The sequence below is a fragment of the Xenorhabdus sp. TH1 genome, assembly GCF_037260955.1.
In the GTDB taxonomy this organism is placed as follows: Bacteria; Pseudomonadota; Gammaproteobacteria; order Enterobacterales; family Enterobacteriaceae; genus Xenorhabdus; species Xenorhabdus griffiniae.
This window is the reverse complement of the sequence record NZ_CP147734.1, coordinates 612,110-638,076: the sequence shown is the minus strand read 5'-3', so window position 1 is coordinate 638,076 and position 25,967 is coordinate 612,110. Positions and strand designations below refer to the sequence as shown.

General features: G+C 45.1%; 22 protein-coding genes and 2 pseudogenes. 2 read left to right on the top strand and 22 right to left on the bottom strand.

Translation table 11 applies throughout. The features are described 5' to 3' along the window. Window positions 1-8: 8 nt before the first annotated feature. The 15 genes from rnhB to rpsB form a co-directional block, all read right to left on the bottom strand. Window positions 9-602 (bottom strand): ribonuclease HII, encoded by a 594-nt coding sequence (rnhB, locus tag WDV74_RS02785; protein ID WP_273558680.1) that lies wholly within the window; start codon window positions 600-602, stop codon window positions 9-11. Then, window positions 599-1,783, bottom strand: coding sequence for a lipid-A-disaccharide synthase (gene lpxB / locus WDV74_RS02780; RefSeq protein WP_338884470.1), 1,185 nt, complete (start codon window positions 1,781-1,783; stop codon window positions 599-601). Before lpxB ends, rnhB begins: the two co-directional genes overlap by 4 nt. A gap of 7 nt (window positions 1,784-1,790) precedes the next feature. Then, on the bottom strand, window positions 1,791-2,588 hold the full coding sequence (lpxA, locus tag WDV74_RS02775) for an acyl-ACP--UDP-N-acetylglucosamine O-acyltransferase (protein ID WP_189759679.1): 798 nt from the start codon (window positions 2,586-2,588) through the stop codon (window positions 1,791-1,793). A gap of 3 nt (window positions 2,589-2,591) precedes the next feature. Then, the gene (fabZ, locus tag WDV74_RS02770; protein ID WP_273558566.1) at window positions 2,592-3,044 is read right to left on the bottom strand and encodes a 3-hydroxyacyl-ACP dehydratase FabZ; all 453 of its coding nucleotides are present in this window, start codon (window positions 3,042-3,044) and stop codon (window positions 2,592-2,594) included. A 162-nt stretch (window positions 3,045-3,206) separates the two neighbouring features. After that, the gene (lpxD, locus tag WDV74_RS02765) at window positions 3,207-4,235 is read right to left on the bottom strand and encodes a UDP-3-O-(3-hydroxymyristoyl)glucosamine N-acyltransferase (RefSeq protein WP_338884468.1); all 1,029 of its coding nucleotides are present in this window, start codon (window positions 4,233-4,235) and stop codon (window positions 3,207-3,209) included. Between the two features lie 4 nt (window positions 4,236-4,239). Then, window positions 4,240-4,737 (bottom strand): molecular chaperone Skp, encoded by a 498-nt coding sequence (gene skp / locus WDV74_RS02760; protein ID WP_273558570.1) that lies wholly within the window; start codon window positions 4,735-4,737, stop codon window positions 4,240-4,242. A gap of 73 nt (window positions 4,738-4,810) precedes the next feature. Continuing rightward, window positions 4,811-7,189 (bottom strand): outer membrane protein assembly factor BamA, encoded by a 2,379-nt coding sequence (bamA, locus tag WDV74_RS02755; RefSeq protein WP_338884466.1) that lies wholly within the window; start codon window positions 7,187-7,189, stop codon window positions 4,811-4,813. 34 nt (window positions 7,190-7,223) lie between these two features. Continuing rightward, window positions 7,224-8,576, bottom strand: coding sequence for a sigma E protease regulator RseP (rseP, locus tag WDV74_RS02750; protein WP_338884464.1), 1,353 nt, complete (start codon window positions 8,574-8,576; stop codon window positions 7,224-7,226). Between the two features lie 9 nt (window positions 8,577-8,585). Beyond that, window positions 8,586-9,449 (bottom strand): phosphatidate cytidylyltransferase, encoded by an 864-nt coding sequence (cdsA, locus tag WDV74_RS02745; RefSeq protein ID WP_338884462.1) that lies wholly within the window; start codon window positions 9,447-9,449, stop codon window positions 8,586-8,588. Window positions 9,450-9,458: 9 nt separating this feature from the next. Continuing rightward, entirely contained in the window at window positions 9,459-10,151 is a 693-nt protein-coding gene (gene uppS / locus WDV74_RS02740) for a polyprenyl diphosphate synthase (protein ID WP_338885520.1), read from the bottom strand. Window positions 10,152-10,486: 335 nt separating this feature from the next. Beyond that, window positions 10,487-11,683, bottom strand: a complete 1,197-nt coding sequence (ispC, locus tag WDV74_RS02735; protein WP_338884460.1) for a 1-deoxy-D-xylulose-5-phosphate reductoisomerase — start codon at window positions 11,681-11,683, stop codon at window positions 10,487-10,489. Between the two features lie 184 nt (window positions 11,684-11,867). Further along, window positions 11,868-12,425, bottom strand: coding sequence for a ribosome recycling factor (gene frr / locus WDV74_RS02730; RefSeq protein ID WP_189759672.1), 558 nt, complete (start codon window positions 12,423-12,425; stop codon window positions 11,868-11,870). 171 nt (window positions 12,426-12,596) lie between these two features. Continuing rightward, window positions 12,597-13,325 (bottom strand): UMP kinase, encoded by a 729-nt coding sequence (pyrH, locus tag WDV74_RS02725; RefSeq protein ID WP_338884458.1) that lies wholly within the window; start codon window positions 13,323-13,325, stop codon window positions 12,597-12,599. A 143-nt stretch (window positions 13,326-13,468) separates the two neighbouring features. Continuing rightward, window positions 13,469-14,326, bottom strand: a complete 858-nt coding sequence (gene tsf, locus WDV74_RS02720) for a translation elongation factor Ts (protein WP_189759670.1) — start codon at window positions 14,324-14,326, stop codon at window positions 13,469-13,471. 168 nt (window positions 14,327-14,494) lie between these two features. Next, window positions 14,495-15,220 (bottom strand): 30S ribosomal protein S2, encoded by a 726-nt coding sequence (gene rpsB / locus WDV74_RS02715; RefSeq protein ID WP_189759669.1) that lies wholly within the window; start codon window positions 15,218-15,220, stop codon window positions 14,495-14,497. A 401-nt stretch (window positions 15,221-15,621) separates the two neighbouring features. Between rpsB and map the strand changes: the two genes are divergently transcribed. Together map and WDV74_RS02705 are read left to right on the top strand one after the other, a co-directional pair. Continuing rightward, window positions 15,622-16,419, top strand: a complete 798-nt coding sequence (gene map / locus WDV74_RS02710; protein ID WP_189759668.1) for a type I methionyl aminopeptidase — start codon at window positions 15,622-15,624, stop codon at window positions 16,417-16,419. Window positions 16,420-16,496: 77 nt separating this feature from the next. Beyond that, window positions 16,497-16,673 (top strand): annotated as a pseudogene (locus tag WDV74_RS02705) (IS5/IS1182 family transposase); the annotation flags it as partial. 13 nt (window positions 16,674-16,686) lie between these two features. Here WDV74_RS02705 and WDV74_RS02700 read toward each other — a convergent pair. The 7 genes and pseudogenes from WDV74_RS02700 to WDV74_RS02670 all read right to left on the bottom strand — a co-directional run bounded on the left by WDV74_RS02700 (window position 16,687) and on the right by WDV74_RS02670 (window position 25,565). Then, window positions 16,687-16,908, bottom strand: coding sequence for a hypothetical protein (locus WDV74_RS02700; protein WP_338884456.1), 222 nt, complete (start codon window positions 16,906-16,908; stop codon window positions 16,687-16,689). Window positions 16,909-17,060: 152 nt separating this feature from the next. After that, entirely contained in the window at window positions 17,061-17,573 is a 513-nt protein-coding gene (locus WDV74_RS02695) for a contact-dependent growth inhibition system immunity protein (RefSeq protein WP_338884454.1), read from the bottom strand. Next, on the bottom strand, window positions 17,570-17,953 hold the full coding sequence (locus WDV74_RS02690) for a hypothetical protein (RefSeq protein ID WP_338885519.1): 384 nt from the start codon (window positions 17,951-17,953) through the stop codon (window positions 17,570-17,572). Before WDV74_RS02690 ends, WDV74_RS02695 begins: the two co-directional genes overlap by 4 nt. Before the next feature lie 42 nt (window positions 17,954-17,995). Next, a pseudogene (locus tag WDV74_RS02685) lies at window positions 17,996-18,109 on the bottom strand (recombinase family protein); the annotation flags it as partial. A 217-nt stretch (window positions 18,110-18,326) separates the two neighbouring features. Then, window positions 18,327-18,758: a hypothetical protein gene (locus tag WDV74_RS02680; protein ID WP_338884452.1), complete on the bottom strand. Its 432-nt coding sequence runs from the start codon at window positions 18,756-18,758 to the stop codon at window positions 18,327-18,329. Between the two features lie 6 nt (window positions 18,759-18,764). After that, a complete protein-coding gene (locus tag WDV74_RS02675; protein ID WP_338884450.1) occupies window positions 18,765-23,837 on the bottom strand; it encodes a DUF637 domain-containing protein in 5,073 nt (1,690 codons plus the stop codon). 30 nt (window positions 23,838-23,867) lie between these two features. Next, complete coding sequence (locus WDV74_RS02670) at window positions 23,868-25,565, bottom strand: ShlB/FhaC/HecB family hemolysin secretion/activation protein (protein ID WP_338884448.1); 1,698 nt, start codon at window positions 25,563-25,565, stop codon at window positions 23,868-23,870. Between the last annotated feature and the right edge of the window lie 402 nt (window positions 25,566-25,967).

Here is a 25,967-nt window from a genome sequence, read left to right as displayed (position 1 = left end):
CCCAGATTTTATCTAAGACCTAGCGCTCGTTTAACAGGCGCAAAACTCTTACGATGATGCTCCGTAGCGCCCAAAGAAGCCAATTTTTCCAGATGCAGGGCGGTTGGATAACCTTTATGTTTCGCAAAACCGTAACCAGGGAACTGCTTATCCAGCGCTGCCATTTCCCTGTCACGTGTTACTTTGGCAAGAATAGAGGCGGCGCTAATTTCTGCAACCAAGCTATCGCCCTTCACGATGGCTTGAGCTGGCATGGCTAATGCCGGACAGCGATTGCCATCAATCAGAACATAATCCGGTATGAGTACCAACCCCTCAACGGCTCTTTGCATAGCCAGCATGGTGGCGTGGAGGATATTAAGCTGATCGATCTCTTCCGGCTCTGCGCGGCCAAGGCTCCAACATAAGGCCTTTTCTTTTATTTCCCAATACAGTGCTTCACGGCGTTTTTCCGTCAGTTTTTTCGAATCCATCAAGCCTGCAATGGGCTTAGCCGGATCAAGAATAACCGCCGCAGTTACTACAGCACCTACTAATGGGCCACGCCCAACTTCATCAACACCGGCAATCAAATTCGCCTGTGGATAAACAAAATCCATTATCTTCTCGCTAATTCCAGAACGGCTTGCGCAGCCTGTTCATCGGCATCACAGCGAATGCTTTCATGCAAATGCAAGAAGGTTTGTTTCAACGCTTCCACATCTGCACCACCTTGCACAAGAGGTAACAATGCCTCTGACAACGCATGTGGTTCGCATTCATCCTGTAGTAATTCTTTGACTAATTGTTTGCCTGCCAACAGATTAGGCAAGGAAACATACGGCGTCTTCACTAGACGTTGTGCCAGCCAGAATGTAAAAGGTTTCATTCTATAGCCCACCACCATTGGGCATTTGGCTAGCATGCATTCCAGTGCTGCCGTACCGGATGCAAGTAAAGTCGCATCACTGGCAATCATGGCTTCACGCGCTTTACCATCCAATAAATGTAGCAACAAATCCGGTGCTATCTCATTTTTAATGCGCTGAAACTGCTCACGCCGTTTGGCATTAACTAAAGGAACCAATACATGCAAGTCGGGAAATTTATCCCGCAATAATTGTGCGGTTTTTAAGAAGTCAGCACTGAGCATCTCTACTTCAGCATGACGACTGCCAGGCAATATCGCCAAACAGTGCGCAGCCAATGGAATACCCAGAATTTCTCTGGCGGCGGCTTTATCAGGTTGCAAAGGCATCGCATCTGCCATTGTGTGCCCAATAAATCGACATGGAACGTTAAATCGATCGTAGAAGGCTTTTTCAAAAGGTAAAAACGCCAATACCAAATCCGTTGACCGACCAATTTTAAACACACGTTTCTGACGCCATGCCCATACCGATGGGCTAACGTAATGGATCGTTTTAATTCCCTGCTGTTTAAGCCTGCCTTCCAAAGTAAGGTTAAAGTCAGGCGCATCAATGCCAATAAACACATCAGGCCGCAACGCGGTAAAACGTGCGGTTAAGTCTTTACGTATTTTCAGCAACCGGGGTAAACGTCCCAGAACTTCAACGATCCCCATCACGGCCAGCTCTTCCATCTCATACCAGGCTTCACAACCTTCTGCCTGCATAAGAGGGCCAGCAACACCCACAAAGTGGGCGTGTGGAATTTTTGCTTTCAATGCACGAATCAGCCCTGCCCCAAGAATATCACCGGAAGTTTCTCCGGCGACCAAACCAATTATCAGTGGGCGCTGATTATCAACAGAAGAAAAGGTAGTCAAAGGAGTATCCTTCATCTACTTATTAACGAATGATGCCACGGCTGGATTTTGCGGAATGTTCCAGAAAATCACTGAATACTTTCACATGCGGATTGTTTTCCGCCTGAAGATCAATCTCTTGTCTAGCTTCTTCCAATGTTTTTCCGCTGCGATAAAGCGTCTTATAGGCATGACGAATTGCATGCAGAGATTCTTTGTCAAACCCACGGCGTTTCAGACCTTCGATATTCAACCCGAAAGGGGTTGCATGGTTTCCCTGTGCAATGATGTAAGGAGGAATATCCTGAGCAACGCCGGAACAACCACCAACCATCACGTGGGAACCAATTTGACAGAATTGATGCACGGCCGTCATTCCACCAATAATGACGTAATCGCCCAGAATAACATGTCCGCCCAATGTCCCATTGTTCGCGATGATACAACGATCACCAATGATACAGTCATGGGCGATATGGGCGTTGATCATCAACAGATTGTCACTGCCAACTTTAGTCACGCCCCCACCCTGCACAGTGCCTCTGTGGATAGAAACACTTTCACGGATGCGGTTACGGTCACCAATTTCAACACGGGTTGGTTCACCCTGATATTTGAGATCCTGATTGACTTCACCGATAGAAGCAAACTGATAAATCTGGTTATCACGACCAATCTTAGTTATCCCATTAACCACAACATGGGATTTCAATTCAGTCCCTTCACCAATCTCAACTTGGGCACCGATATAACAAAATGGGCCAATGCGAACATTGGCACCAATAACAGCACCCTCTTCAATAATGGAAGAGGGATGGATAACAGCGGTTTGATCAATCATGGATTAAGCCTCACGACGGCGAGCACACATCATTTCAGCTTCGCAAGCCACTTCTCCATCGACTTTCGCTACGCCCCTGAAACGCGCAACACCGCGACGTTCTTTAATAAATTCTACTTCCATGACCATTTGATCACCTGGCAGAACCGGACGCTTGAAACGCGCGCCATCAATCGCTGCAAAGTAATACAATTCTCCCGGTTCCAATGATCCCATACTTTTGAACGCTAGAATGCCGGTAGCCTGGGCCATTGCTTCAAGGATCAAGACACCAGGAAAAATCGGTTTACCAGGGAAATGTCCCTGAAAGAATGGTTCATTAAATGATACATTCTTGACTGCGCGCAGAAATTTACCTTCCTCAAAATCTAAGACACGATCTACCAACAAAAATGGGTAGCGGTGAGGCAGTAAATCTAAAATTTCTTCAATTTGCAGAGTATGATTATCACTCATCTAAATACTCTTCCTGTCATATAAGAATCATAATATTAACGACACGGCCTGCGTTAACTCCAAATTCAGAGTTATCAGGCAGGCCGCAAAAATCAAAAGCACAACCAAAAATGCTAATTAAAAACGTTTAATCAAAAATGTCTATCCAAAATGCGGGTATGATTACTCGTTTTCACCTTCCAGTTGGCGTTCAACTGACTTCAAGCGCTTATTCATCTCATTAATGTTCATGATTAAGGCGGCAGTCTTACGCCAAACTTTGTTCGGTTGTAACGGGAATCCTGACGAGTATACGCCAGGCTCTGTAATTGGACGTATCACCATGCTCATGCCCGTCACGGTCACTTTATCACAGATTTCCATGTGCCCATTGATGACACTGGCTCCACCAATCATACAGTAACGGCCAATTTTCAAACTACCCGCCATAATGACGCCACCCGCTACTGCGGTGTTGTCTCCAATCGTCACATTGTGGGCAATCTGACATTGATTGTCTATGATAACACCATTACCGATGACAGTGTTATCCAATGCACCGCGATCAATTGTCGTGCAAGCGCCGATTTCAACGCGATCTCCAATGATCACTGTACCTAACTGCGGAATTTTAACCCAATTTCCACGATCATTAGCATAGCCAAAACCATCAGAACCGATGACAGCTCCCGACTGGATCAAACACGACTCACCAATTTCAACATTATGGTATATCGATACATTGGCCCAAAGACGGGTTCCTGCGCCAATCCGCGCATTTTTTCCAATAAAACAACCTGCACCAACGATAACATTATCACCAAGCATAACGCCGGATTCGATAACCGCATTTGCACCAACCGCCACATTTTTACCCAGTACCGCCTCAGAGGAGATAACGGCTGATGAGTGGATATCCTGTGCAGGTTTCGGTGTCGTATCCATAATTTGCGCCATGCGTGCATAGGCAAGGTAAGGATCATTAACCACCAACGCGGCAACCTTACAGTGAGGGAGGTCTGCTTCACGTAGCACAACAGCCGCAGCCTGACAGGTAACAAGTTTGTCAGTATAACGACTGTCGGATAAAAATGTAATTTGCTCGTTATTTGCTGAATACATCGGCGCAATACCGGTGATGACGATGTCGCCATCACCGTGCAATTGCGCATTCAACTGCTGAGCAAGATCAGCCAATCGAATTGAAACCATCTACTTACTTAACCTGTTTCAGTACTTCTGCAGTGATATCTTTACCAGAGGTAGAATACACCACGGTATTCGCATCCAGAACCAGATCATAACCTTCTTTGCCTGCAACCACTTTAACTGCATCTTGAATACGGTTCAGAATCTTACCGCGTTCTTCCATATTACGACGGCGGTTGTCGTTTTCAAAACTTTGCGCTTTCTGAGCAAAGTCATCACGTTTCGCCATCACTTCTTTTTCTAATTTTTCGCGTTCACTGGCCTTCATGGTTGAGCCATCACGCTGTAATTTTTGGATTTTAGTTTGCAGCTCAGATTCCATATTCTGTAATTCGGTGGCTCGGCCTTTAAATTCGTTTTCCAGCTGTTTTGCCACCGCTTCACGGGCAGGTAACTGTTGAAAAACTTCAGCAATGTTCACTAAAGCAATTTTATCTGCCGCCTGCGCACCCGCAGAAAACGCTAATGCGATCCCCAAGCCTGCTGCACACAATATTTTCTTCACTATAAACTCCTTTGACCTACGCTATTTTCTACCTATTAATAATAGGGCGATTTTTACCAAAAATAATTAATAATTACCAAACCCCGCCAATATCGAACTGGAACTGTTCTGCTCTATCACCTGCGTACTTCTTAATTGGCTGCGCATAAGAGAAGCTCAATGGCCCTAATGGTGACATCCATTGCAGAGCAATACCGGCTGAAACGCGGATATTATTTGGCTTGCTGTAGTCTGGCACCCCAGCGTAAGTCTTATCCCAGTTGGTATCCCACACCGTTCCCGCATCTACAAATAGCGACGTTCGCAGAGAGTTGGCATATTTCGCATCCAGGAATGGTGTCGGGGTAATCAATTCGAAACTCGCAACCGCGGTCGCATTACCACCCACGGCATCACGAGATGGGCTATTTGGTTTACCACTTTTTTCATCTAAATAAACCGCTTTCGGACCAACAGTATTCGAGCGGAAACCACGAACATTTTTGGAACCACCGGCATAGAAGTTTTCATAGAATGGCATTTCCTTGCCACCAAAACCGCCGCCATATCCCAGACGTGTACGTCCCATCAGTATCCATGAACGATCATCATCCAGAGGGTAATAACCCGATAAGTTCCAAGTGACTTTATAGAACTGGTTATCTGAGCCAGGAGTTGTCACTTTCGTATCCAGAGAGGATTTCAGGCCAGATGTTGGGAAGAAACCACGATCAAGATTGTTGTAAACCCATCCCACTGTGATGGTGAAGTCATTGGTATCAAAGTTCGCCTTGTCTTTAAGATTTGGATGCTTACCCATTTTATTCCAATAACGCCACATCGCGAGCTGTGGTCGCATATTAGACAGAGAGTTATGAATATAACCCAATCTAAACGACAGGCCGTTATTTTCATTCAATGGGAAACCGAGCGTTCCCTCAGTACCGTATGCTTTATTGGTATAATTCGAAAGATCAGCATCATCAGCGCGGAAATCGTTATAGAACACACGCCCCCCCAAACTGACACCATCGACAGTGAAGTAAGGGTTAGTCATTGATAAATCAGCCGAAGTTGAATAATCATTTTTACTGGCGTTGATGCCCACAGCGTTCCCCGTTCCCAACCAGTTGGCTTGTTGGAGGCCAACCTGGAAACCCACGCCACTTTCTGTACCAAAACTCACACCAAAGTTCATAGAACCCGTATTACGTTCTTTGACTTTGTAAACCACGTCAACCTGATCTGGGCTACCCGGCACCCGTTCCGTTTCTACATCAACAGAATCAAAATACCCTAATCGATTTAGGCGCTCTTTACCCTGTTCAACCAAATCGCTGCCCAACCATGAGCCTTCCATTTGACGCATTTCACGGCGTAATACGGAATCTTTACTTACATCGTTACCTGAAAAATGGATTTTACGCACATAGAAGCGATTGCCAGCATCAACATTCACATTCAACTTAACCGTCTTATCAGTGTCGTTGATTTCAGGTTGTGTCATTACGCGAGGATAGGCATAACCGTGACGACCAAGCAGGTTTTTGATGGCGGTTTCCATTTTGGTCACTTCTGCACCGTTATACAACGATCCTGGTTCGATTTTAGTCAGCTCTTCGATTTGGGACTGGTAACTAGCTAAATTACCATTCAAATCAACACCTGAAATTTTGTACTGATCGCCTTCGGTGATATTGACCGTGATATAAATACCTTTCTTATCTGGCGTCAGGTTAACTTGAGTCGAATCAATATTGAAACGCGCATAGCCTCGATCAAGATAAAAACTGCGCAAGGTTTCAAGGTCACCTGCCAATTTTTGTTTCTGGTATTTCTGATCAGCTGTCATGTTCCACCAGGGAACATCATCCCTCAGTTGAAACTGGTTAAGCAGCACATCGGTTGAGAAAGCCTTATTGCCAACAATATTAATTTGTTGGATCTTGGCAGAAACCCCTTCAGAGAAAATGAGCTTCAAATCAACACGGTTGCGGGGCAGTGGCGTGACAACGGCTTTTACTGTCGCGTTGTATTTACCCACACTGTAATAGAAATCCTCCAACCCCTTCTCAATATTGGACAGCATAGTGCGGTCGAGCGCTTCACCAACACGAACACGAGAGGCCTCAAGATTTTGCTTGAGCATATCATCTTTCACCGATTTGTTGCCGGTGAAAGTAATGCTGGCGATGGTTGGCCGTTCTTTTACCTGAACAACAAGTGAATTGCCATCACGTAAGACACGAACATCTTCAAAGTTTCCAGTTGCGAACAATGAATGAATCGTGCGGCTAATATCTTCATCACTAACCGAATCACCCACTCGAACTGGCATGTTCAGTAATGCTGCACCAACGGTGACGCGTTGAAGACCCTCAAAGTGAATGTCCCGAACCACGAATCCGTCTGAACCGTATGCAGTGGCGCTGCCGAACAGCAGCGACGCTATGAGCAACTTTTTCATCGCCATCGTTGTTATGCGTTTTCCTAACCGGTCTCCCACCTTAAAAGCGGGAGAAATCATTGAAAAGTGCAAGCCCCATTAATAACACCAGTAACATAGCACCAATGCGATAACTGAAGTCTTGTACACGCTCGGAAACTGGCCCTCCCTTAATCTTTTCGATAGCAAGGAAAAGCAAGTGTCCACCATCTAGTACAGGTAATGGGAACAAATTAATGATCCCAAGATTGACGCTAATCAGCGCCAAAAACATTAAATAATACACCAAGCCAGAATCAGCCGATACTCCGGCACCTTTGGCAATAGAAATCGGGCCACTCAGGTTATTCAATTTCAAGTCACCCACAATCAATTTGCCGATCATATTGACTGTCAGCTTCATTAATTGCCAAGTTTTGTCTCCTGCCTCATAAATGGCAGAAAAAGGTCCATATTGCTGATTAACCTTATATTCATCCGCCAACGGAATGATTTTCAGTTCGGCGCCAGCAAACCCCTCCTCACGGCCGTTAGATAATTTTCTGGCTTCAGGAGTCAGGGACAAAGAGATCATTCCCCCAGCTCTCGCAACGTCCAATTTTAGAGGAATATTAGGATTCTTCCTGACAAAAGATGAAAAAGTGTGCCATACATCGACATCTTGATCGTTGACTTTAACGATCCTATCCCCACTTTGTAAACCCGCTTTTTCAGCGGCTGAATCAGGATAAACTTTTTCCACTTGCGAACTCACCCGCGGTACAACAGGCATAATACCCAAAGACAGCAAAACATCCTGCTTGGACGGATCAAAGACCCATTTACTCAAATCCAGTGTTTTTTGCACACTATCAAGCGCATTCATAGGCAAAACATCCATAGTGACCGATGTCGCCCCTACTTTACCTATCATGGCAAGACGTACTGAATTCCAATCAGGAGTTTCGATACCATTAATGGCTTTTAGTTCCATTCCAGGCAAAATATTTGCCTGTGCAGCAATCGAGTTTGGCTTAACATCCAACACTACCGGGCGTACAGATGGTACGCCAATCACAAAGACCAGCCAATAAGCGATCACCGCCAGAATGAAGTTTGCGATTGGCCCAGCGCTGACAACTGCCGCACGCTGGCCAATAGTTTTGTTATTGAATGCCATATGACGACGTTCGGCAGCAACTTCTCCTACCCGCTCGTCGAGCATTTTGACATATCCACCAAGGGGGATAAGAGCGATAACGTATTCGGTTCCCTGTTTATCTGTACGACGCCAAAGCACCTTGCCAAATCCGATGGAAAAGCGTTCAACATAGATACCGCATCGTCTGGCAACCCAAAAATGACCAAACTCATGTACTGTGATGAGAATACCCAAAGCAACAATAAATGCAGCCAGATTCCAGAGAATATCCATTACGTACCTTCAGAGAGTAAATCCAGAAGAAATCAACATAACCAGCCCAGCAAACACTGGAACTGCCGCAGTTAGACTATCAACCCTATCCATGACACCGCCATGCCCCGGAATCAATTGACTACTGTCTTTGATCCCAGATTCCCGCTTGAACATACTTTCTGTCAAATCACCAAAGACCGAGGCAATGACCACCACCGCAGAAATCAGCAACAAATGTTCTGGCATCGCGGGGACAGGGGCAAATTTACCGAACAACCACGAAATCAGTGCAGCCGTTAATAACCCACCAAACAACCCCTCAAGCGTTTTGCCCGGGGATACTTTTGGGGCCATTTTATGTTTACCCATTGTACGGCCAAAAATATAAGCGCCTGAATCGGCAGCCCATACCAATAGCATGACGTACAGCAACCACCATGCACCATCATAGGAATTATTTTCATAGCCCTGAGTACGCAGTACCATCATCCCACAATAAAATGGCACGATAGTCATAACCCCGAATATCAGGCGCAAGGCAACCGACGATTTCCAGATGACAGCAGAAGCCGGATAACTCACCACCAATAAAATGGCGGCCACCCACCAAAGCATACCAGCCCACAATAGGTATTCAATTTGTGGTTTTTCAATAAGGCGAGAAAAATCCGACAAAGAGTACTGCAAGGCCAATAGCCCTATAGCAAATAACACAGCTAGCGTAATACGTTTAACTTGAGTGAAGAGACCTGCAAATTGCCCCCATTCCCATGCAGCAAGTGCTGAAACAGCAATGACAACCAGCCCAAATCCTGCCGGGGGGAGAAAAAACAGCGCTATAATAACAAGTGGAATCAATATTAACGTAGTTAAAAGACGGTACTTCAGCAAGTTCTCCTCCTATGATCCCACTTCGGCATCGTCTGTTGTTCCGCCAAATCGGCGTTCTCGTTTGGCAAAGGCATTAATCGCACCTTCAAAAACAGTTTCATCAAAATCAGGCCAAAGTATATCGGTAAAATACAATTCTGCATAAGCGATCTGCCATAGCAAGAAGTTACTGATACGATGTTCGCCTCCCGTCCTAATCACCAGATCGACTTCGGGCTGCTGACTTAGATTGATGAAGTTATTAACTGTAGTTTCAGTAATCTCTTCGGGAGATAATTCATTGGCTTTAATCTTTTCAGCAATTTGTTTAAAACTCTGAATCAGATCCCAACGACCGCCATAGTTAGCAGCAATATTCAGTTGCAATCCAGTATTGCCCGCTGTTAATTCAACAGAACGGCGGATACGTTCCTGCAACCGCGAGCTAAAACGGCTGATATCGCCAATCACAGACAATTTCACATTGTGTTTATGCAAGCTCTTTACTTCATTATCGAGAGCAAAGACAAACAACTCCATCAATGAACTGACTTCCTGCTGTGGGCGATTCCAGTTTTCGCTGCTAAAAGCATATAGCGTCAGTGAATTAATATTATGTTTCACTGAAAAACTCACGGCATTTCGTACGGCTTTAATTCCCGCACGATGGCCAAAGACTCTTAATTTGCCCCGTTTTTTTGCCCAGCGACCATTACCATCCATAATGATGGCGACATGTCTGGGTAACGTTGGCAATGAGTCACTATCACTGGGAGATATCACTCAAAATAATCCTTAATTAAATAACTAAGCTGACTTTTTGGTAAACTCAATCAATTACAAACATAAAAAAGCCGTGTCACGTGTCAACAATTACCACGGATACCACGGCTATTTTTGGCACAATCTGAAAAAGCCTTTGGCTCTGATATACCTACGCTCAGCTATGATTAAAACGCAAGCATAAGATCATTGAACCCATTATTATAGCAACTGTAATTTACCCGCGAACTATATCATTTGCCAAAAAGCAAACCTATACTTATTAATAAAACTTGCTATTTGGCGAAGGTGCTTATCGCTTCTCTCGCTAAGACCCTGGCTATATTATCGATTTCTAAGACCTCTTCGATACTTTGGGGTTCAGATAAATTTACTTTTTCAACGACCAACCGATTGATTGTCGCAATATCGGTGAAACGGATCCCACCTTGCAAAAAAACATCAACGGTTTCTTCATTTGCAGCATTCAACGCTGTTGTTGCCGCCTGCCCCTGATGACAAGCCTCAATCGCCAGTTTCAAACAAGGATAACGTTGATAATCCAGGGATTCAAAAGTGAGCATGCTCAATTCGGTAAAATCCAATGGCTTTGCCCCAGATGGAATACGATTAGGATAAGCCATCGCATAAGCAATAGGGGTACACATGTCCTGTGTTCCTAATTGTGCGATAATGCTGCCATCCTGATAACGAACCATCGAATGAATAACCGATTGGGGGTGCAATAATACTTCCATTTCATCTGCGGATGCATTGAACAGGTAACGCGCTTCGATATATTCCAAGCCCTTGTTCATCATGGTAGCAGAATCCACCGAAATTTTACGTCCCATTGACCAGATAGGATGAGCACACGCTTCATCAGGAGTCACGGTGGGCAAATTCCCCAAAGGCGTTTTACGGAACGGCCCGCCCGATCCCGTCAGGATAATGCTGGAAATACCGTACTCTTTTAGATTTGCCTTGCCAAGATTATGCTGAACCCCTTCCGGCAGACTTTGGAAAATAGCATTATGTTCGCTATCAATTGGCAGCAATTGCGCTTTGTATTGGACAACCGCATCCATAAACAGACGGCCACTGGTAATCAAAGATTCTTTGTTAGCCAGTAGCACTTGTTTTCCCTTGCGGATAGCGGCCAAAGTCGGCAATAAACCTGCAACGCCAACAATAGCTGACATGACTTGATCGACGTCTTCCAATGCCGCTAAATCACAAATCGCGTCTTTACCAAACAGCACTTCGGTTTGGCTTCCCTGCGCCTGTAATAACTGACGCAGAGCTTTTGCTGACGGCTCATCTGCCATTGCTGCATATTGGGGGTGGAATTCCAAACATTGCTGTGCCATGACTTCAATATTTTTCCCAGCCACCAGTGCAATGACACTGAATTTATCCGGGTTATTGCGGACAACAGAAAGCGTACTTTTCCCAATCGAACCCGTTGAGCCAAGAATAGTTAACCGTTTCATTTTAATACTCTAAGTATGCTACTGATATAAAATTGCAATGGAAAATCGCAACAGAAAATTGTCATAGTTTGAGCGGTGCAGATCGCTATGTCCATCGCTTGAGAAAGAAATGTGATATGAAGTGTAATATCCAGGATAAGAACAACGCCGCAAGAGCTGCGGCGTTGTATGCGTGAAACGGCAATTAGAAATCCATCAACTCAGTTTCTTTATTTGCCAGCGCTTCATCAATTTTCTTAATGAAGCTGTCAGTCAGTTTCTGAATTTCATCTTGTGAACGACGCTCTTCATCTTCACTGATTTCTTTGTCTTTCAGCAGTGTTTTGACCTTATCGTTCGCATCACGGCGAATGTTACGAATGGAGACACGGCCTTGTTCCGCTTCTCCACGAACAACTTTGATGAGATCCTTACGGCGCTCTTCTGTCAATGGTGGCAATGGAACACGAATAATGGTTCCGGCAGAAGAGGGGTTCAGACCCAGATCAGAAGCCATAATGGCTTTTTCAACTGCCGCGGTCATAGAGCGATCAAATACCGTGATAGCCAAAGTGCGGGCATCTTCTGCAACAACGTTTGCAATCTGACGCAGTGGAGTCGCAGCGCCATAATATTCAACGCTGATGCCATCCAACAGGCTAGGAGAAGCACGGCCAGTACGAACCTTGCTAATTTGATTTTTCAGTGCTTCGACGCTTTTTTCCATGCGGTCTTGTGCGTCTTTCTTGATTTCATTAATCACGTTACAAACCCTTGGGAGATGGTTATTTTTTAGGCCACACTGCGTAAATTATAGATAAGTGAACCGAATACGCTACGACATATGTGACCCTGTGTCATTAAATTTGGCGCATCAGGACGCTGATCATACCGTCAAATTTCACCAATGTCTCTGAGCACGAACTGTGAAAAATCAGCCGTGAGAAATCAACGTACCTTCACTTTCTCCCATCACAACACGACGAAGTGCGCCTGGTTTGTTCATATTAAAAACACGAATTGGCAGGTTATGGTCACGAGCCAGCGTAAAGGCTGCCAGATCCATCACTTTCAATTCGCGCTCCAATACTTCCTGATAAGTGAGCTGATTGTAGAGAACGGCTTCAGGATCTTTTGCAGGATCAGCAGAATAAACGCCATCAACTTTGGTTGCTTTTAACACAACATCCGCTTCGATTTCAATGCCACGCAGACATGCAGCGGAATCTGTTGTAAAGAACGGGTTGCCAGTACCCGCAGAGAAAATAACAACACGACCGTGACGCAGTAAGCTTATCGCTTCAGCCCAGCTATAATTATCACATACGCCATTCAGTGGGACGGCAGACATCAGACGAGCGTTCACATAGGCGCGGTGCAAGGCATCACGCATTGCCAGACCATTCATCACAGTCGCCAACATGCCCATGTGGTCACCGACTACACGGTTCATTCCTGCCTCTGCCAAACCGGCACCACGAAACAGGTTACCGCCTCCAATAACGACACCGACCTGAATACCCAGCTCAACCAGTTCTTTGATTTCCTGAGCCATACGGTCTAAGACACTGGCGTCGATGCCAAAACCTTCTGCGCCTTGCAGGGCTTCTCCACTGAGCTTAAGCAGGATTTTCTGATATACGGGTTTTGCATTGGTTGCCATGGTGTTCAGTCCTAAGCAGATAAGGATATTGGGGATCTATTAAGATTTACTCAACTACTACACATCCGCGCGATAAAGCCCAGATGTAAAAATTCATCATAAGATAAAACAGAACCGCCAATCGGCGGCTCCGTTCAAGAAAATTAAGACTGTTTGCTCATTGCAGCAACTTCTGCTGCGAAATCAGCTTCAACTTTCTCAATACCTTCACCAACTTCGAAGCGGATGAAGTTGATAACCTTAGCATTGTTTTCTTTCAGCAGATCGCCAACAGATTTGCTTGGGTCCATCACGAAGTTCTGGCCAGTCAGAGAGATTTCGCCGGTGAATTTGTTCATACGGCCAGAAACCATTTTCTCTGCGATTTCGCGAGGCTTACCAGACTGCATTGCGATTTCCAACTGGATCTGGTGCTCACGCTCAACAACGTCAGCAGGAACATCAGTTGGGTTCACGTATTCTGGCTTGCTTGCCGCAACGTGCATTGCGATGTGTTTGATCAGCTCTTCGTTGGCGCCTTCCGCAGCCACCAGAACACCGATACGGGAACCGTGCAGGTAAGAACCTACCGCTTCACCTTCCAGAATAGCAACGCGACGAATGTTGATGTTTTCACCAATTTTCGCAACCAGGCCAGTACGCTGTTCTTCGAACTTCGCTTTCAGTGCATCGATGTCAGCGTTTTTGTCTGCCATAACAGAAGTGATAACTTCTTTACCGAATGCCAGGAAGCCAGAGTCTTTAGCAACGAAGTCAGTTTCACAGTTCAGTTCAACGATAGCTGCGAATTTAGCATCAGCCGCAACTTCAACCAGAATAACACCTTCAGCAGCAACACGGCCTGCTTTCTTAGCCGCTTTTGCCTGACCTGATTTACGCATGTTATCGATCGCCAGTTCGATATCACCATTTGCTTCAACCAGTGCTTTTTTACATTCCATCATGCCTGCGCCAGTACGCTCACGCAGTTCTTTTACCAGAGCAGCGGTAATGTCAGCCATTTGTTTTATTCCTCGATGTGTCTCGCGGGAAGATAATATTCCGCGTGGAAAGTTCTATATCAGATAATAGTTCTATATCAGATAGGTAAAGGGGGCCATAACAGGCCCCCTAACCAATATATTTCAATACCTGGTCAATAAGGGCTCAAACAAAATGAGCAGGCCTTATTATTCAGCGTCTACAAGACCTTCTTCAGCCTGAACAGCCAGATCTTGAGAACGACCTTCACGAACAGCGGTAGCAGCCGCAGTCAGGTACAGTTTAACTGCACGGATTGCGTCGTCGTTACCAGGGATGATGAAGTCAACGCCATCTGGATCAGAGTTGGTATCAACGATAGCGAATACAGGGATACCCAGGTTGTTTGCTTCTTTGATAGCAATGTGTTCGTGTTCAGCGTCGATAACAAACAGCGCATCAGGCAGGCCGCCCATGTCTTTGATACCACCCAGGCTGTTTTCCAGTTTGCCAAGCTCACGAGAACGCATCAGCGCTTCTTTTTTAGTCAGCTTGTCAAAAGTACCGTCCTGAGACTGAACTTCCAGATCTTTCAAACGCTTGATTGACTGACGAACAGTTTTCCAGTTAGTCAGCATACCACCCAACCAGCGGTGGTTAACGAAGTATTGGTCACAGCTCAGTGCTGCTTCTTTTACTGCTTCGCTGGCAGCACGCTTGGTGCCAACAAACAGAATTTTACCTTTACGGGAAGCGATTTTGTTCAGCTCTGCCAAAGCATTGTTGAACATTGGAACAGTTTTTTCCAGGTTGATGATATGAACTTTGTTACGAGCACCAAAGATGAAAGGTTTCATTTTTGGGTTCCAGTAACGAGTCTGGTGACCGAAGTGAACGCCCGCTTGCAGCATATCGCGCATGGAAACAGTTGCCATTTTAGACCTCTATAAAGTTAATTGGGGTTATGCCTCCACAGATCCCATGACACCGACTCCTTAACTGCGGGTGATTCATATCAATGAGTTAACCGCATAAGAGCACCCCGGTGTATGTGCCGATCCGTGTGTGTTATTTACACATAATGAGTTTATTTAGTATCCACGACAAATTGCATCACATCAGAAACAATTACACAGAATACCGGCGCGCTTTATACCATAAACCACCACCAGACTCCAACATTTGTTACAAATACGTTTGTTACAGCTATGTTTATTACGGCGACTAATGCGGGTCATATTGGCATCCATTCGGTGGGCTGATACCATTACCGACAATACTTTCCTTAATTAATATCAAGTAGTCGGTAATTTTCCGACTTAAATGGATCCATTTCATGGCTATTTCTATCAAAACAGAAGAAGACATTCAGAAAATGCGGGTTGCCGGACGCCTGGCTGCCGAAGTTCTGGAAATGATTGAGCCTTACGTTAAGGCTGGCGTCACTACAGGTGAACTTGATCGTATCTGCCACCAGCACATTACCGAAAAACAACAGGCCATCTCGGCTTGTCTGGGTTACCACGGCTTTCCTAAATCCGTGTGCATCTCCGTCAATGACGTGGTTTGCCACGGCATTCCAAGCGATGATAAGACACTGAAAGAAGGTGATATCGTCAATATTGACGTGACAGTCATCAAAGATGAGTTCCACGGTGATACGTCTAAAATGTTTATTGTCGGCAAGCCCACCATTCAAGGTGAGCGCCTGTGTCGTGTAACGCAGGAAAGCTTGTACCTTGCCCTGAAAATGGTTAAACCCGGCATCCGTCTGCGTACCATCGGCAAGGCAATTCAGCAGTTTGTCGAAAGTCACGATTATTCTGTTGTCCGCGAATACTGCGGTCACGGTATCGGCAGAGGCTTCCACGAAGAACCGCATGTTCTGCATTATGATGCTGATGATGGTGGCGTGGTATTGCAAAAAGGCATGGCATTCACCATTGAGCCAATGGTCAACGCGGGTGATTTTCGTATTCGCTCCATGAAAGATGGCTGGACAGTTAAAACCAAAGATCGCGGTTGGTCTGCACAGTACGAACACACTATTGTCGTTACCGATAATGGTTGTGAAATCATGACATGGCGCCAAGAAGAAGAAGCACATATCTCAGCAGTATTAGTGAACGCATAATTGCTCGTTAACGCCATCAATACGCTCCCTTATCTCAACCCACAGGGAGCGTTAATCTCTTTCAATAATCACTAGATCATGGCGACTGGAAAAATACGCACCGTCGTTTTTGTCGCTGGAGAGATAAAGAGATACGGGAAAAGCTGATCGAACAATGAGTTAATGACCCCGATTTCCAGTGGTTAATGATTGATGCCAGCCATATTAAAATTCACCCCGATATGGCAGGCACAAAAGGCGACAATCAGGAGATGGGATTCACCAATGCTAACCGTTTAATTGGTTACTGATCTGCTTAGGATTTTCTATCCTTGATTTTGTCATGGTATTTAATGTTTTTACACTGATCGCTTCCTTCGCTGGTGAAAAATAATCGAATGTTTCAAAACCATAAGGTAAGCGGGCACTTTCTGGCAGTTTTAACAATTCTTTCCCCACGAAATCTTCATATGGGTAGCCTTGTTTATAATTTCCTTCTGTCCATGACATCTGGGTTTTACTGCCGTCTTTTTCAATACGAACGACATCCTTGATACTGACCAGGCTTTCCGTATTTTTCAGACCTTTGAATTAAATATTCATTCACATAACAAATAAAAAAGGTGGTGAATTTCCGCACCACTTTATTAAATTTATATGTCTTATGGTAAATAAACAAAACTTTTACAGCGGGTAAAGGCTTTTTTTATTGCTTTGCCCAGTTCTTCATCAGTGACATTATCCGGGAGAATGATATTAGAATCAGCAGACATACCTTTTGCTCCCCACGTATCAAGTTTTTCATGAGCTTCTGGCGTAATTGTTAGTTTACCCTCTAACTGCTTTACAAAGCACTTGTTCATCTTCTTAAACAGTGCTCGTTTAGTCTTGTATCCCCATTTTTCCATTACCTCTGCAATCCATTTTTTAGAGCGCGCTTCAATCATATCACGATGAAAAAAATCATCATCTTCAGGATTAACCAATCGACTTTTAGATAATGCCTGTCGAACAGTAAAACCTAAGTCTTTATCAGAGACGTCTTTAGCCAAGTAAAGAGTGTCTGCCTCGTGGTCTGCCACCAACAATCGATAACCTGACAATGTTCTCACATAATAAAAATCCTCATTAAAACTGATACCTGCATTTAAACCTTGTCCGAAGTCATCAATCATGGAACATCTCCCCTTACAACAGTGACTTTGATATCAATGTTTTTATCGACAGCATAACTAATGGATTTGTTGATTTCAGCCCATTGCGTAGATGTGGTTCTATCAGGAACGGACAGATACATCGTTTTTTGCTGAATCATATTATTGGTTATTCTTAATTCGTCTGCCCCTTTAGTTGTTCTTTCAAATTTAGCCATCTCATTGATATATCCGTTTAGTTGACGGCTTATTTGCTCAGGCTTTTGTAGTCTGGAAGTGGTCGTCGTATTTAACGTTTTTACACTAATTGCTTGCCCTGTTGCTCGGTTAAAATAATCAAATGTCTCAGAACCATAAGGTAATCGGGCACTTTCTGGCCATTTTAATAACTCTTTCCCCACAAAATCTTCATATGGGTAGCCTTGTCTGTAGTTACCGTCCGTGAGACCAACACCGCGACCGTTTAGATCGTGTACTGTATTGATTAAGTAACGCAAATCGCGCCCGAGTCGGTCAAGTTTCCACACGACCAGCGTATCGCCTGATCGCTATGCTCGGCCATTATTCCTTCACGCTGACAGAACTAGTGACCAAAGGGCATCTGAGGCCATTAAAAGAAGCCTCGGAGAAAGAAAACAATGCTTAACGTGAGTTTTCGTTCCACTGAGCGTCAGCCCCCTAAACTGACGCCTTTTGTTTACATTACATAGGGAATCTTGTTGCGAATAACCTAATTTTTAGTCAACAAAGGTTAATTGCTATGATTTCCCCTCTTTATATGGCTGATTTATTTTCATAACGTAACCAGAATGGGAGTTCATTTTCCCCTAAAGAATCATATTCCTCAAGCGATCTGTCTATCTCGGTGATACAATATGGAATATCTGTCACAATCACCTTAACTGGACTATAAGTGCCAAAATCTTCATAAAACCCCTTAGCTGATATTATGCAATGCTCAAGCCCTTCAAAATACTTTTGAAACTTTTGTAATAAATTTCCAGAAAAATTATCCTGATCTTTTATTAATGACAGCATATTATTTAAATCTTCAAAAGGAAGATAACGAAGATAAAACTGAGATAATAGTTTTTTCCCTTCTATATCCTCAACACATTGATTCAACAAATTGAAAAATTCAGCCATATCAGCGCTTGAGCCAAGTTCTACTATAGAACTACCGCCATAAAATCCTATATGTTTCATATATTATCACCGTTTAAATTTAATGGAGACTCCTCCAAGAACGCCGTTTGATTTTTGAATAATTGTGTTAACAATTTCACGTTCTTTTTCCGCAGAGACAACCTGTCCTCGGACATCAATAACAATCCATTGTTTCATACCTGCCGGGAGATTTTTTTGTCTTTCAACGGCCTGTTGTACAACATTATTAATCAGATTATTTGTGTTTGCGTTAATATTATAGTTTTTCACTTCGATACTACAAACATTGTTATAACACCAATCAGGGCGTACACTGCCCTTAGTACCATAAGGGACTTCTTTACCACCTTTGAAAGACACTTGACCACGCCAACCGCTTCCCAAGTCCTTTCCTACGTCAATTTCCGACTGCTTATGACTTGGACGTACCTCAATATATTGCTTTTCTTTTTCTATCAAGTTAGTTAGGGAGTTGGTATTCGGTTTTTCCTTTTTCAGTAGTGATTTTGAGGCATGAGCTAATCCTTCGGCCAGATTTTTCGCACTGTCTTGGGAACTACCTAATATTTTTACGCCAGTCAACGTGCCTGTTCCTATAGCAGCTTCTGGCGCCACAGTATCTGCAACAAAAATTCCTACCTTATTCAAACACAAAGCCAAACCTAGTTTACAGCCTTCAAGAGCTGCAATCCCTGCCTGTACCATTCGCGAAGAGCTAGCAACCAGTAGAGTACCGCCAAAAGTGGCAGCATAGCCACCCGCTGCCGCTGCCGTCACAGCAATCGCAGCATCTTGTCGGGCTGTGATGCGCTCAGCAGCGGCTTTATCCCCTTTTGCTGCCGCTAGCATGTCCTTTTGGTTTTCAAGCGCCAGCCAAGACCACATATGCTCAGTCCAATTATTACGATAAACCAGTTCTGAGGTGTTAGCTGCCTGATAAGTTCCTTCAGGAGTACGGCTAATTAATGCCCCTGACAATGCCGCAATAAATTTGGCCGTATTAAGTTTTATTTTATTTCCTATAAGTGCATCCTGAATTTTACTAAGTTGACGGGTTGATTCATTTTTGAATTCAGGTTCAAATAACCTGTTTTCCATTGTGATTGCAGCAAATTCAGCCGCCAAAGCACCGACGACAGCCCCTTTAGCATCCCCGCCTGCAATTTCCGCACTGATCCCTGAGACAACAGCATGACTGAGCGTCTTGCCCGCATGCCCTAAAATTTCCCCGTTATCACCAACCAGTTTGGCCCCTTGCGCCTGAATTTGATCCCCAATATTGCTCAAAAATGCCGTCTTCAAATTGTCCGTAAAACTGCCGCCATTGATGGCCGTCCCCAGTGTTGAACTCACAACAGAATGCGCGGCAACACGCTGGGCTACCTTAATCCAGTCACTATTCACCAAAGGAAGCTGGGCTTTGGCAGGATCAACAACCCCGGTCTCTCCTGCGATGTTTCCCCATCCCATTGAGTGATCCAGGCCAGCCAATGTCCCCCCCATTGCCATTTTTGTTACGAGAGATTTTACAGAATCACGCTTTGCCAGAGCGGTCAGTGTCTTGGAGAGATTGCCTTGATTTTCAACTAAGGCAACCGCTGCCTGCGAAGTCAACCCTATCATGCCACTATAAGCCGCCCCATAAACTGCACTCGCCGTAACACCTGTTGCCCCGGTCGCTCCCACCGCAGCTTCTCCCGCCCAGGCAGCCATACCAGAGCCTGCGGTTACCGCCGCGACGGCAATCGCAATCACAGCCCCCACAACCGGATTCAGGCTCTGGCTTTTCTTGTCCCAACTACTGTAAGCATCCTTAACCAAACTCCACTGAACGTCATGACGATTGCGCAGATCTTTCAGCCATTCCGTCCCCGGGGTATTGCCGAGTCTCACCAACGCGTCTTCAAGTAACTGCCCCTCTTTGACTTTTACATCCGCACTGACACCTTGCCCTGACTCCACCGTCAATGTCCCACCAACACGCACTGACGGTATGGACCATACCTTCTCACTACTGCCTTTATCACGGTGTGTAACAAAAAAACCTTCTGACACGGAGACAGTTCGTTCAAACGCAGTATTTGGCATCGCCCTGAAGTTTACTTTTCCTGTTTGGCTGGTAATTTTCGCGTTTTCGTTGGTGTCGATCCGGCTCGCTTCCAATGTCACATCGTCTTTTGCCATCAGGGTAATATCACCCCCCGCAATAAACTCAGCCGGTTTGCTCGTTGAGTTATGTTTTATCCGGGTTGCTTCCTTACAGCTCCTGAAGATGAAAAAACCGCCACATTTCCTTTCATTATCTTCCCATTTATATGACTCTTCCATCGCTTGCGCATAGAGAACGCCCCCTTTGGCAGCAATATCCATGGCCCCTTTAGCCATCAACGCGGTTGCCTGAAATAAAATACTGCCCTGGGCATGCATCGTTAATGTACCGCCACTCTTAAGCTGGCTAACACGTTGTGTGAAGCGTTCACTGTTGCCGTCTTCGATATGTTCCTGTACCGACTCGAAGCGGATATTTCCGCCCGTGGAGAGCGTCATATCACGACCGGATGTCAGGCTTGAGCCATAGGTTAATAAATTCCCTGCCGCAGAGAGGGTAAGATTCTGGGCTGCATTAAGGGTGCTAATGCCAGCAGCGTAGGATTTATAATCTGCAGTGTGGTCAGGCGAATATTTTTGTGCCAGGAAGACCATGTCTTGCCCCGCATTAACGGAGATATCCCCTCTGCTCGAGGTTAATGTAGCAAACCGGCCAACGATATCCCGGCTTGCACTTAGTTTCAGGTGATCGCCGGCAGTAATACGGGCGCTACCCGCCAAAATTCTGGCGCTGGCTTCATTTAAAGGCACATCTTCGGCATCATGTGCATGCATATCAATATCACGCCCTGCGCCCAATGTGATGTGTTGTCCGGCGTCGATCTCTCTTCTGAGTAACTTAATATCATTGCCCGCAAACAAATTAATACTGCCCGTCGTCCTCAATGGACCCACATTCCAATTCTGAAGTGTGGGGCTAACATCCAAGTTATGGCCGGCGCTTAATGTCAGGTCATAGGACGCATTGGGCTGAGTTGCCGTGTAGAAGTACAAATCTTTACCCGCCGACACCCGTAAATTGTTAGTGGCTGAAATGGAGGAGCCATCACCGTTGCCTATTGTAATATCGCCTTCATGCACGACATATTCAACATTGTTCCCTTTCAATACCACGTTTTTAGTGTTGAGGTATTGACCGGTAATTAATGTCAGATCGTTCTTTGCTTCCCATTTGGTGTCTTGTGCCTCAATGGCTATTCCCGCATTTAACGTAATATTATTTGCCTGATTTGACCGAAGCCCAATGACCTCGATATTGTGACCCGCTGATATCTGTAAATTGTTATCAGCCACGGTCACACCATTTTTCACCGTGATGTTTCCAGCGCGCGCAACAAGTTCAACATCGTTCTTCCCTGTCAGTGTTGAGGAGTCCATCTTGATATTATCGCCGGCAACCAATACCAGATTATTATCCGCATGCATCATTCCCTGGGAAATAGCCATGTTACGGTCAGCGATGACTGACAGTTCATTGTCCGCTTTCACTTTAAGGTAACCGGGACCTGTTATTTCACCGGCATGAAGCAGGATATTTCTCCCGATGATTGATGTCATGCCCGATAACAAATCGACCCTGTTTTTAAAATCGGCAACAATATTATGGCCCTGGAGTGAGGTGAGTTGTTTGTATTCCGTCCAGTCACGATGGTTACCCGTGAAAAAGTTGTTACCCGTTAGAATAAGATTATTACGTGCACTTAACTGACTGGTGTTTTTGTTGGTGAGATTAGAGGCATTGATATAAGCATTCGCCCCTGAAGCGAGAAGGCCACCCTCAATATTACTGAATTCTTTTGTACGCATGACGATATCGCCATATTGGGTTTGCAGCGTTCCTCTATTGTTGTTAACCTTACTCGCTGGATTGCCCACCCAGTCTTTTTGCAACCACAGGTTGCGATTGGCCTGAATCAGGCTAACCTCTCCCCCTTGATTATCCAAACGATCAACAAATAAACGCATATCCCCGGCTGAAAGCACCTTACCTGCATTGCTCAGGGTATTAGCCGCTAATGTGATATCTTTCCCTGCTTTGACCTGACTGTTTTTAACTATGTCAATGTCTTTACTACTCACATTAATATCGGTTTTGGCGTTGACATTCCCAAGGGTGATTTTGCCATCCACCGTCAAACGGATACCATCTTGCTGAGTGGTCAAATTGGCAAGGTTAACGCCAACGCCGGTTTCCGTTCCCACCAGGCTGATTTTATTGGCATACATCCCCCCCATCGCCCGTGTATCAATGGCAAGCTTGGGGACTGTTCCTGTGCCTTTAACGGGAAAATTTCCATGTTCAAAGTCAAACAGGTTAGCCCCTTGTACCAACGACAAGTTTTTGGCTTTTATTACACCGTTAAGGGTCGTCGCACGGCTGATAATATCAACATAATCTGCTGACTGTGCATCCAATCCACGCCCGCCAATAGTAATGTGTCCTTGTCTCACGCCGATGGCCGCCAGTGCCCCATTTTTATCAACCATCGGCTCCCCGGTCGTTAATGTCACCCCGGCAGTATTGATAAAACGACAACCATCACAGGTAATACCATTCCAGTTAGCAATGACAACCCGGGCTTTTTGCCCCGCCACTTCCAAAGGGCCTGCCAGCTTAGAAGGGTCGGAACCCATCACCTCATTAATAATCAGGTCTGCGCCTTTACCGTTAATCAGGTTCGGATTTGCCCGAATTCTCCCGGCCAGTTCGGTTTGTGTGTCCGTGTTCGCGTTATTTAATATCAATCCCATGCCCCCATGCACCCCAAAATTGCCGTAATAAATATGGCTCACACCTGCCGTATTCGGTTTGGGGATATTCATAACATGAGAATACATTTGGCTGCCGGTTACCGGATCCTCGTAATAGTACTTCTCAACATCCCCTTCCTGTAGCCTGCGAGCGTCAGGATTGGTTTGCCCTATCGCGGGATGCAGTGGATACACCGCTGTCAGATAAGTAATCAGATAAATCAGGCACTTCATTTTTGATGAGTTTTGTTGAGACATCATGGGTTACCTTTTCTTATCAGGGTTAACTTAAAATTCGAGTGAAACGCTGGCATAAAACGACCACGCATCAGGCTTTAGCGTGTGCGGGTAATACAGTGGCTTACCAATCATGAGCTGGGATGACATCACCTGTTGTGTCAGCGTGACACCAAGGGCACTGCCTAATAAATGGGCCTTTGCCACGCCATAGCGAGACTGTCCAACCCGATGGCCATAATCCAATGCCCCCATAAACGTCAGTACACCAATCTGACCGACGTCAAGTTGATGGGTGACCTCCTGTCTCCAGTAGAACCCTTGGTTACCACTCAGGTATTGGGTTTTATATCCCCGTATCGAGTACAATCCCCCCAGAGACAGCCGTTCAGGGGAGGGCAAATCATCGGGAGTCAATTGCCCATAAAATGAGGTTAAATACGCGGTATTGGGGGAGAAAGGGTAATAATAACTGCTGCTTAAGTTGAATTTACGGAAAGTATTTCGGGTTGCGAGAGGAGGGGATGTGACCGCGTTTCCATACTCAAAGGCGGGTCTGAAGGTAAAATAACCGCCTCCCAATAGGGTACTGTACTGGGCGCCGATATAGGCTGTTTTTATCACCGGACTGCTTAAAAAGAGTTTTTGATCGGCAATCGCGTTTTTCACTGCCTTATGACGTCCACCGGCTTGTAAACCTAATTTTTGCTTTCCATCCCGATAAAGTGTGCGGGTGATATCAAGCTGGTGTGTCTGGTTTTCACTGTCATAGGGATAATTTTCCCCCATGATAGCCAGTTCTTGCCGCGAGGTATGGTAAAAATAGTGGTAACGTGCGGTCCAATAGCCATAGGGAACACTCATTGACAGCGCCAGACTACGGCTATGTCCCGCCGGCCTAAAATCCGTATCCTGTAGCCAGGAGAACGACCACTGTTCACCCAATCCCAAAGGGGCATCCAATACCAACCCGGCACTTGCCTGATATTCGCCTATCCCTTTTTGACCGCTGTTATCGACGCTGATCAATCCCCTGCCCGGAAAGCGACGGGCTTGCTGCCGAATATGCACTGTAGAGTACCCGGGTTGTGTACCTGGTTTGATCTCAATGGTGAAACGGGACGAAGCCAGACGATTAAGGTGCTCCAGTCCCTGTTCAATATCGCGCAAATTTAGGATCTTTCCCACTATCCCCGGAAACAGCATCTTTGCCATACGGGGCGGTTTTCCGTCAATTTCAATGGCATCAACCCGGCCTTCTATTACCGTAATGTGGAGTTTGCCATCAGAGAGACTTTGTTCAGGCAGGTAGGCTTGCGAAGTGATATAGCCCTCTGTGATATAGGCGTTAGTGACTGCTCGCACCAATTGCTTAAGCTCAGTCAGTGTCACGCAACGATGCACATAAGGTTGGGTCACTGTGTACTGTATAGATGTAGATAAGGACTCTGCGCCTTGAAATAGGATTTCGTTAATGTTGACGCACTGTGTATCAATGGTCGGCGCACTCTCCATTATTTGTTCGGGAATAACCGATTTTTTCCGCAAATCTTCCCGTTGTTGCTGGGCATCATCCAGCAATATTTTTTGCTGTTGACGCTGACTGTCCAGTATCGCTGGCGGGGATGCCAGATGCGGTTCTTGCGCTTGATGATTAAAGGGAAGTTCATCGGCTTGTGCGATGTGTATGACAAACATCGCCCAGCCCAGTAGCCCCACTTTTATTTGGTTGAATATTTTTATTGCCATAGTTAAATTAATTAATCAGTTAATAATTATTTATAAAAGGTGACACGGTCTATTTTTATATTTATTAGCTGATTTTCAATATGGCCTAAATCACAAAGAAATATTTATGGATTATAAAACCAAAAATATATTGGAAATAAAATATTCACCATCCTTTAAACTTATTGATTCTAAAATAAAGCCAATTCCACTACCTCATAGATTAATATAGAATTAATGAAAATTATCTTTATATGCCAATCCAACTTCAAGTTGCAGCTTGCAAATCAATGTGATTGTTTATATCTCCCCGCGTAGCGGGGAGATATAAGACGCATCTTGAAAGACGATTGGTATAGGTTATTGTGGAAGGTATTATCGACGCTTTAGCAGAAACTGATTGGAAAACACTGTCTGAGGGAA

Excerpts from the sequence above, each read along its gene's own strand:
- lpxB (WP_338884470.1), bottom strand. The coding sequence starts at position 1,783 with ATGAAGGATACTCCTTTGACTACCTTTTCTTCTGTTGATAATCAGCGC.
- ispC (WP_338884460.1), bottom strand. The coding sequence starts at position 11,683 with ATGAAACGGTTAACTATTCTTGGCTCAACGGGTTCGATTGGGAAAAGT.
- WDV74_RS02700 (WP_338884456.1), bottom strand. The coding sequence starts at position 16,908 with ATGTCATGGACAGAAGGAAATTATAAACAAGGCTACCCATATGAAGAT.
- rpsB (WP_189759669.1), bottom strand. The coding sequence starts at position 15,220 with ATGGCAACTGTTTCCATGCGCGATATGCTGCAAGCGGGCGTTCACTTC.
- WDV74_RS02680 (WP_338884452.1), bottom strand. The coding sequence starts at position 18,758 with ATGAAACATATAGGATTTTATGGCGGTAGTTCTATAGTAGAACTTGGC.
- lpxD (WP_338884468.1), bottom strand. The coding sequence starts at position 4,235 with ATGGTTTCAATTCGATTGGCTGATCTTGCTCAGCAGTTGAATGCGCAA.
- rseP (WP_338884464.1), bottom strand. The coding sequence starts at position 8,576 with ATGGATATTCTCTGGAATCTGGCTGCATTTATTGTTGCTTTGGGTATT.
- WDV74_RS02670 (WP_338884448.1), bottom strand. The coding sequence starts at position 25,565 with ATGGCAATAAAAATATTCAACCAAATAAAAGTGGGGCTACTGGGCTGG.
- fabZ (WP_273558566.1), bottom strand. The coding sequence starts at position 3,044 with ATGAGTGATAATCATACTCTGCAAATTGAAGAAATTTTAGATTTACTG.
- uppS (WP_338885520.1), bottom strand. The coding sequence starts at position 10,151 with ATGGATGGTAATGGTCGCTGGGCAAAAAAACGGGGCAAATTAAGAGTC.
- bamA (WP_338884466.1), bottom strand. The coding sequence starts at position 7,189 with ATGGCGATGAAAAAGTTGCTCATAGCGTCGCTGCTGTTCGGCAGCGCC.
- WDV74_RS02675 (WP_338884450.1), bottom strand. The coding sequence starts at position 23,837 with ATGTCTCAACAAAACTCATCAAAAATGAAGTGCCTGATTTATCTGATT.
- pyrH (WP_338884458.1), bottom strand. The coding sequence starts at position 13,325 with ATGGCAACCAATGCAAAACCCGTATATCAGAAAATCCTGCTTAAGCTC.
- lpxA (WP_189759679.1), bottom strand. The coding sequence starts at position 2,588 with ATGATTGATCAAACCGCTGTTATCCATCCCTCTTCCATTATTGAAGAG.
- tsf (WP_189759670.1), bottom strand. The coding sequence starts at position 14,326 with ATGGCTGACATTACCGCTGCTCTGGTAAAAGAACTGCGTGAGCGTACT.
- map (WP_189759668.1), top strand. The coding sequence starts at position 15,622 with ATGGCTATTTCTATCAAAACAGAAGAAGACATTCAGAAAATGCGGGTT.
- WDV74_RS02695 (WP_338884454.1), bottom strand. The coding sequence starts at position 17,573 with ATGATTGATGACTTCGGACAAGGTTTAAATGCAGGTATCAGTTTTAAT.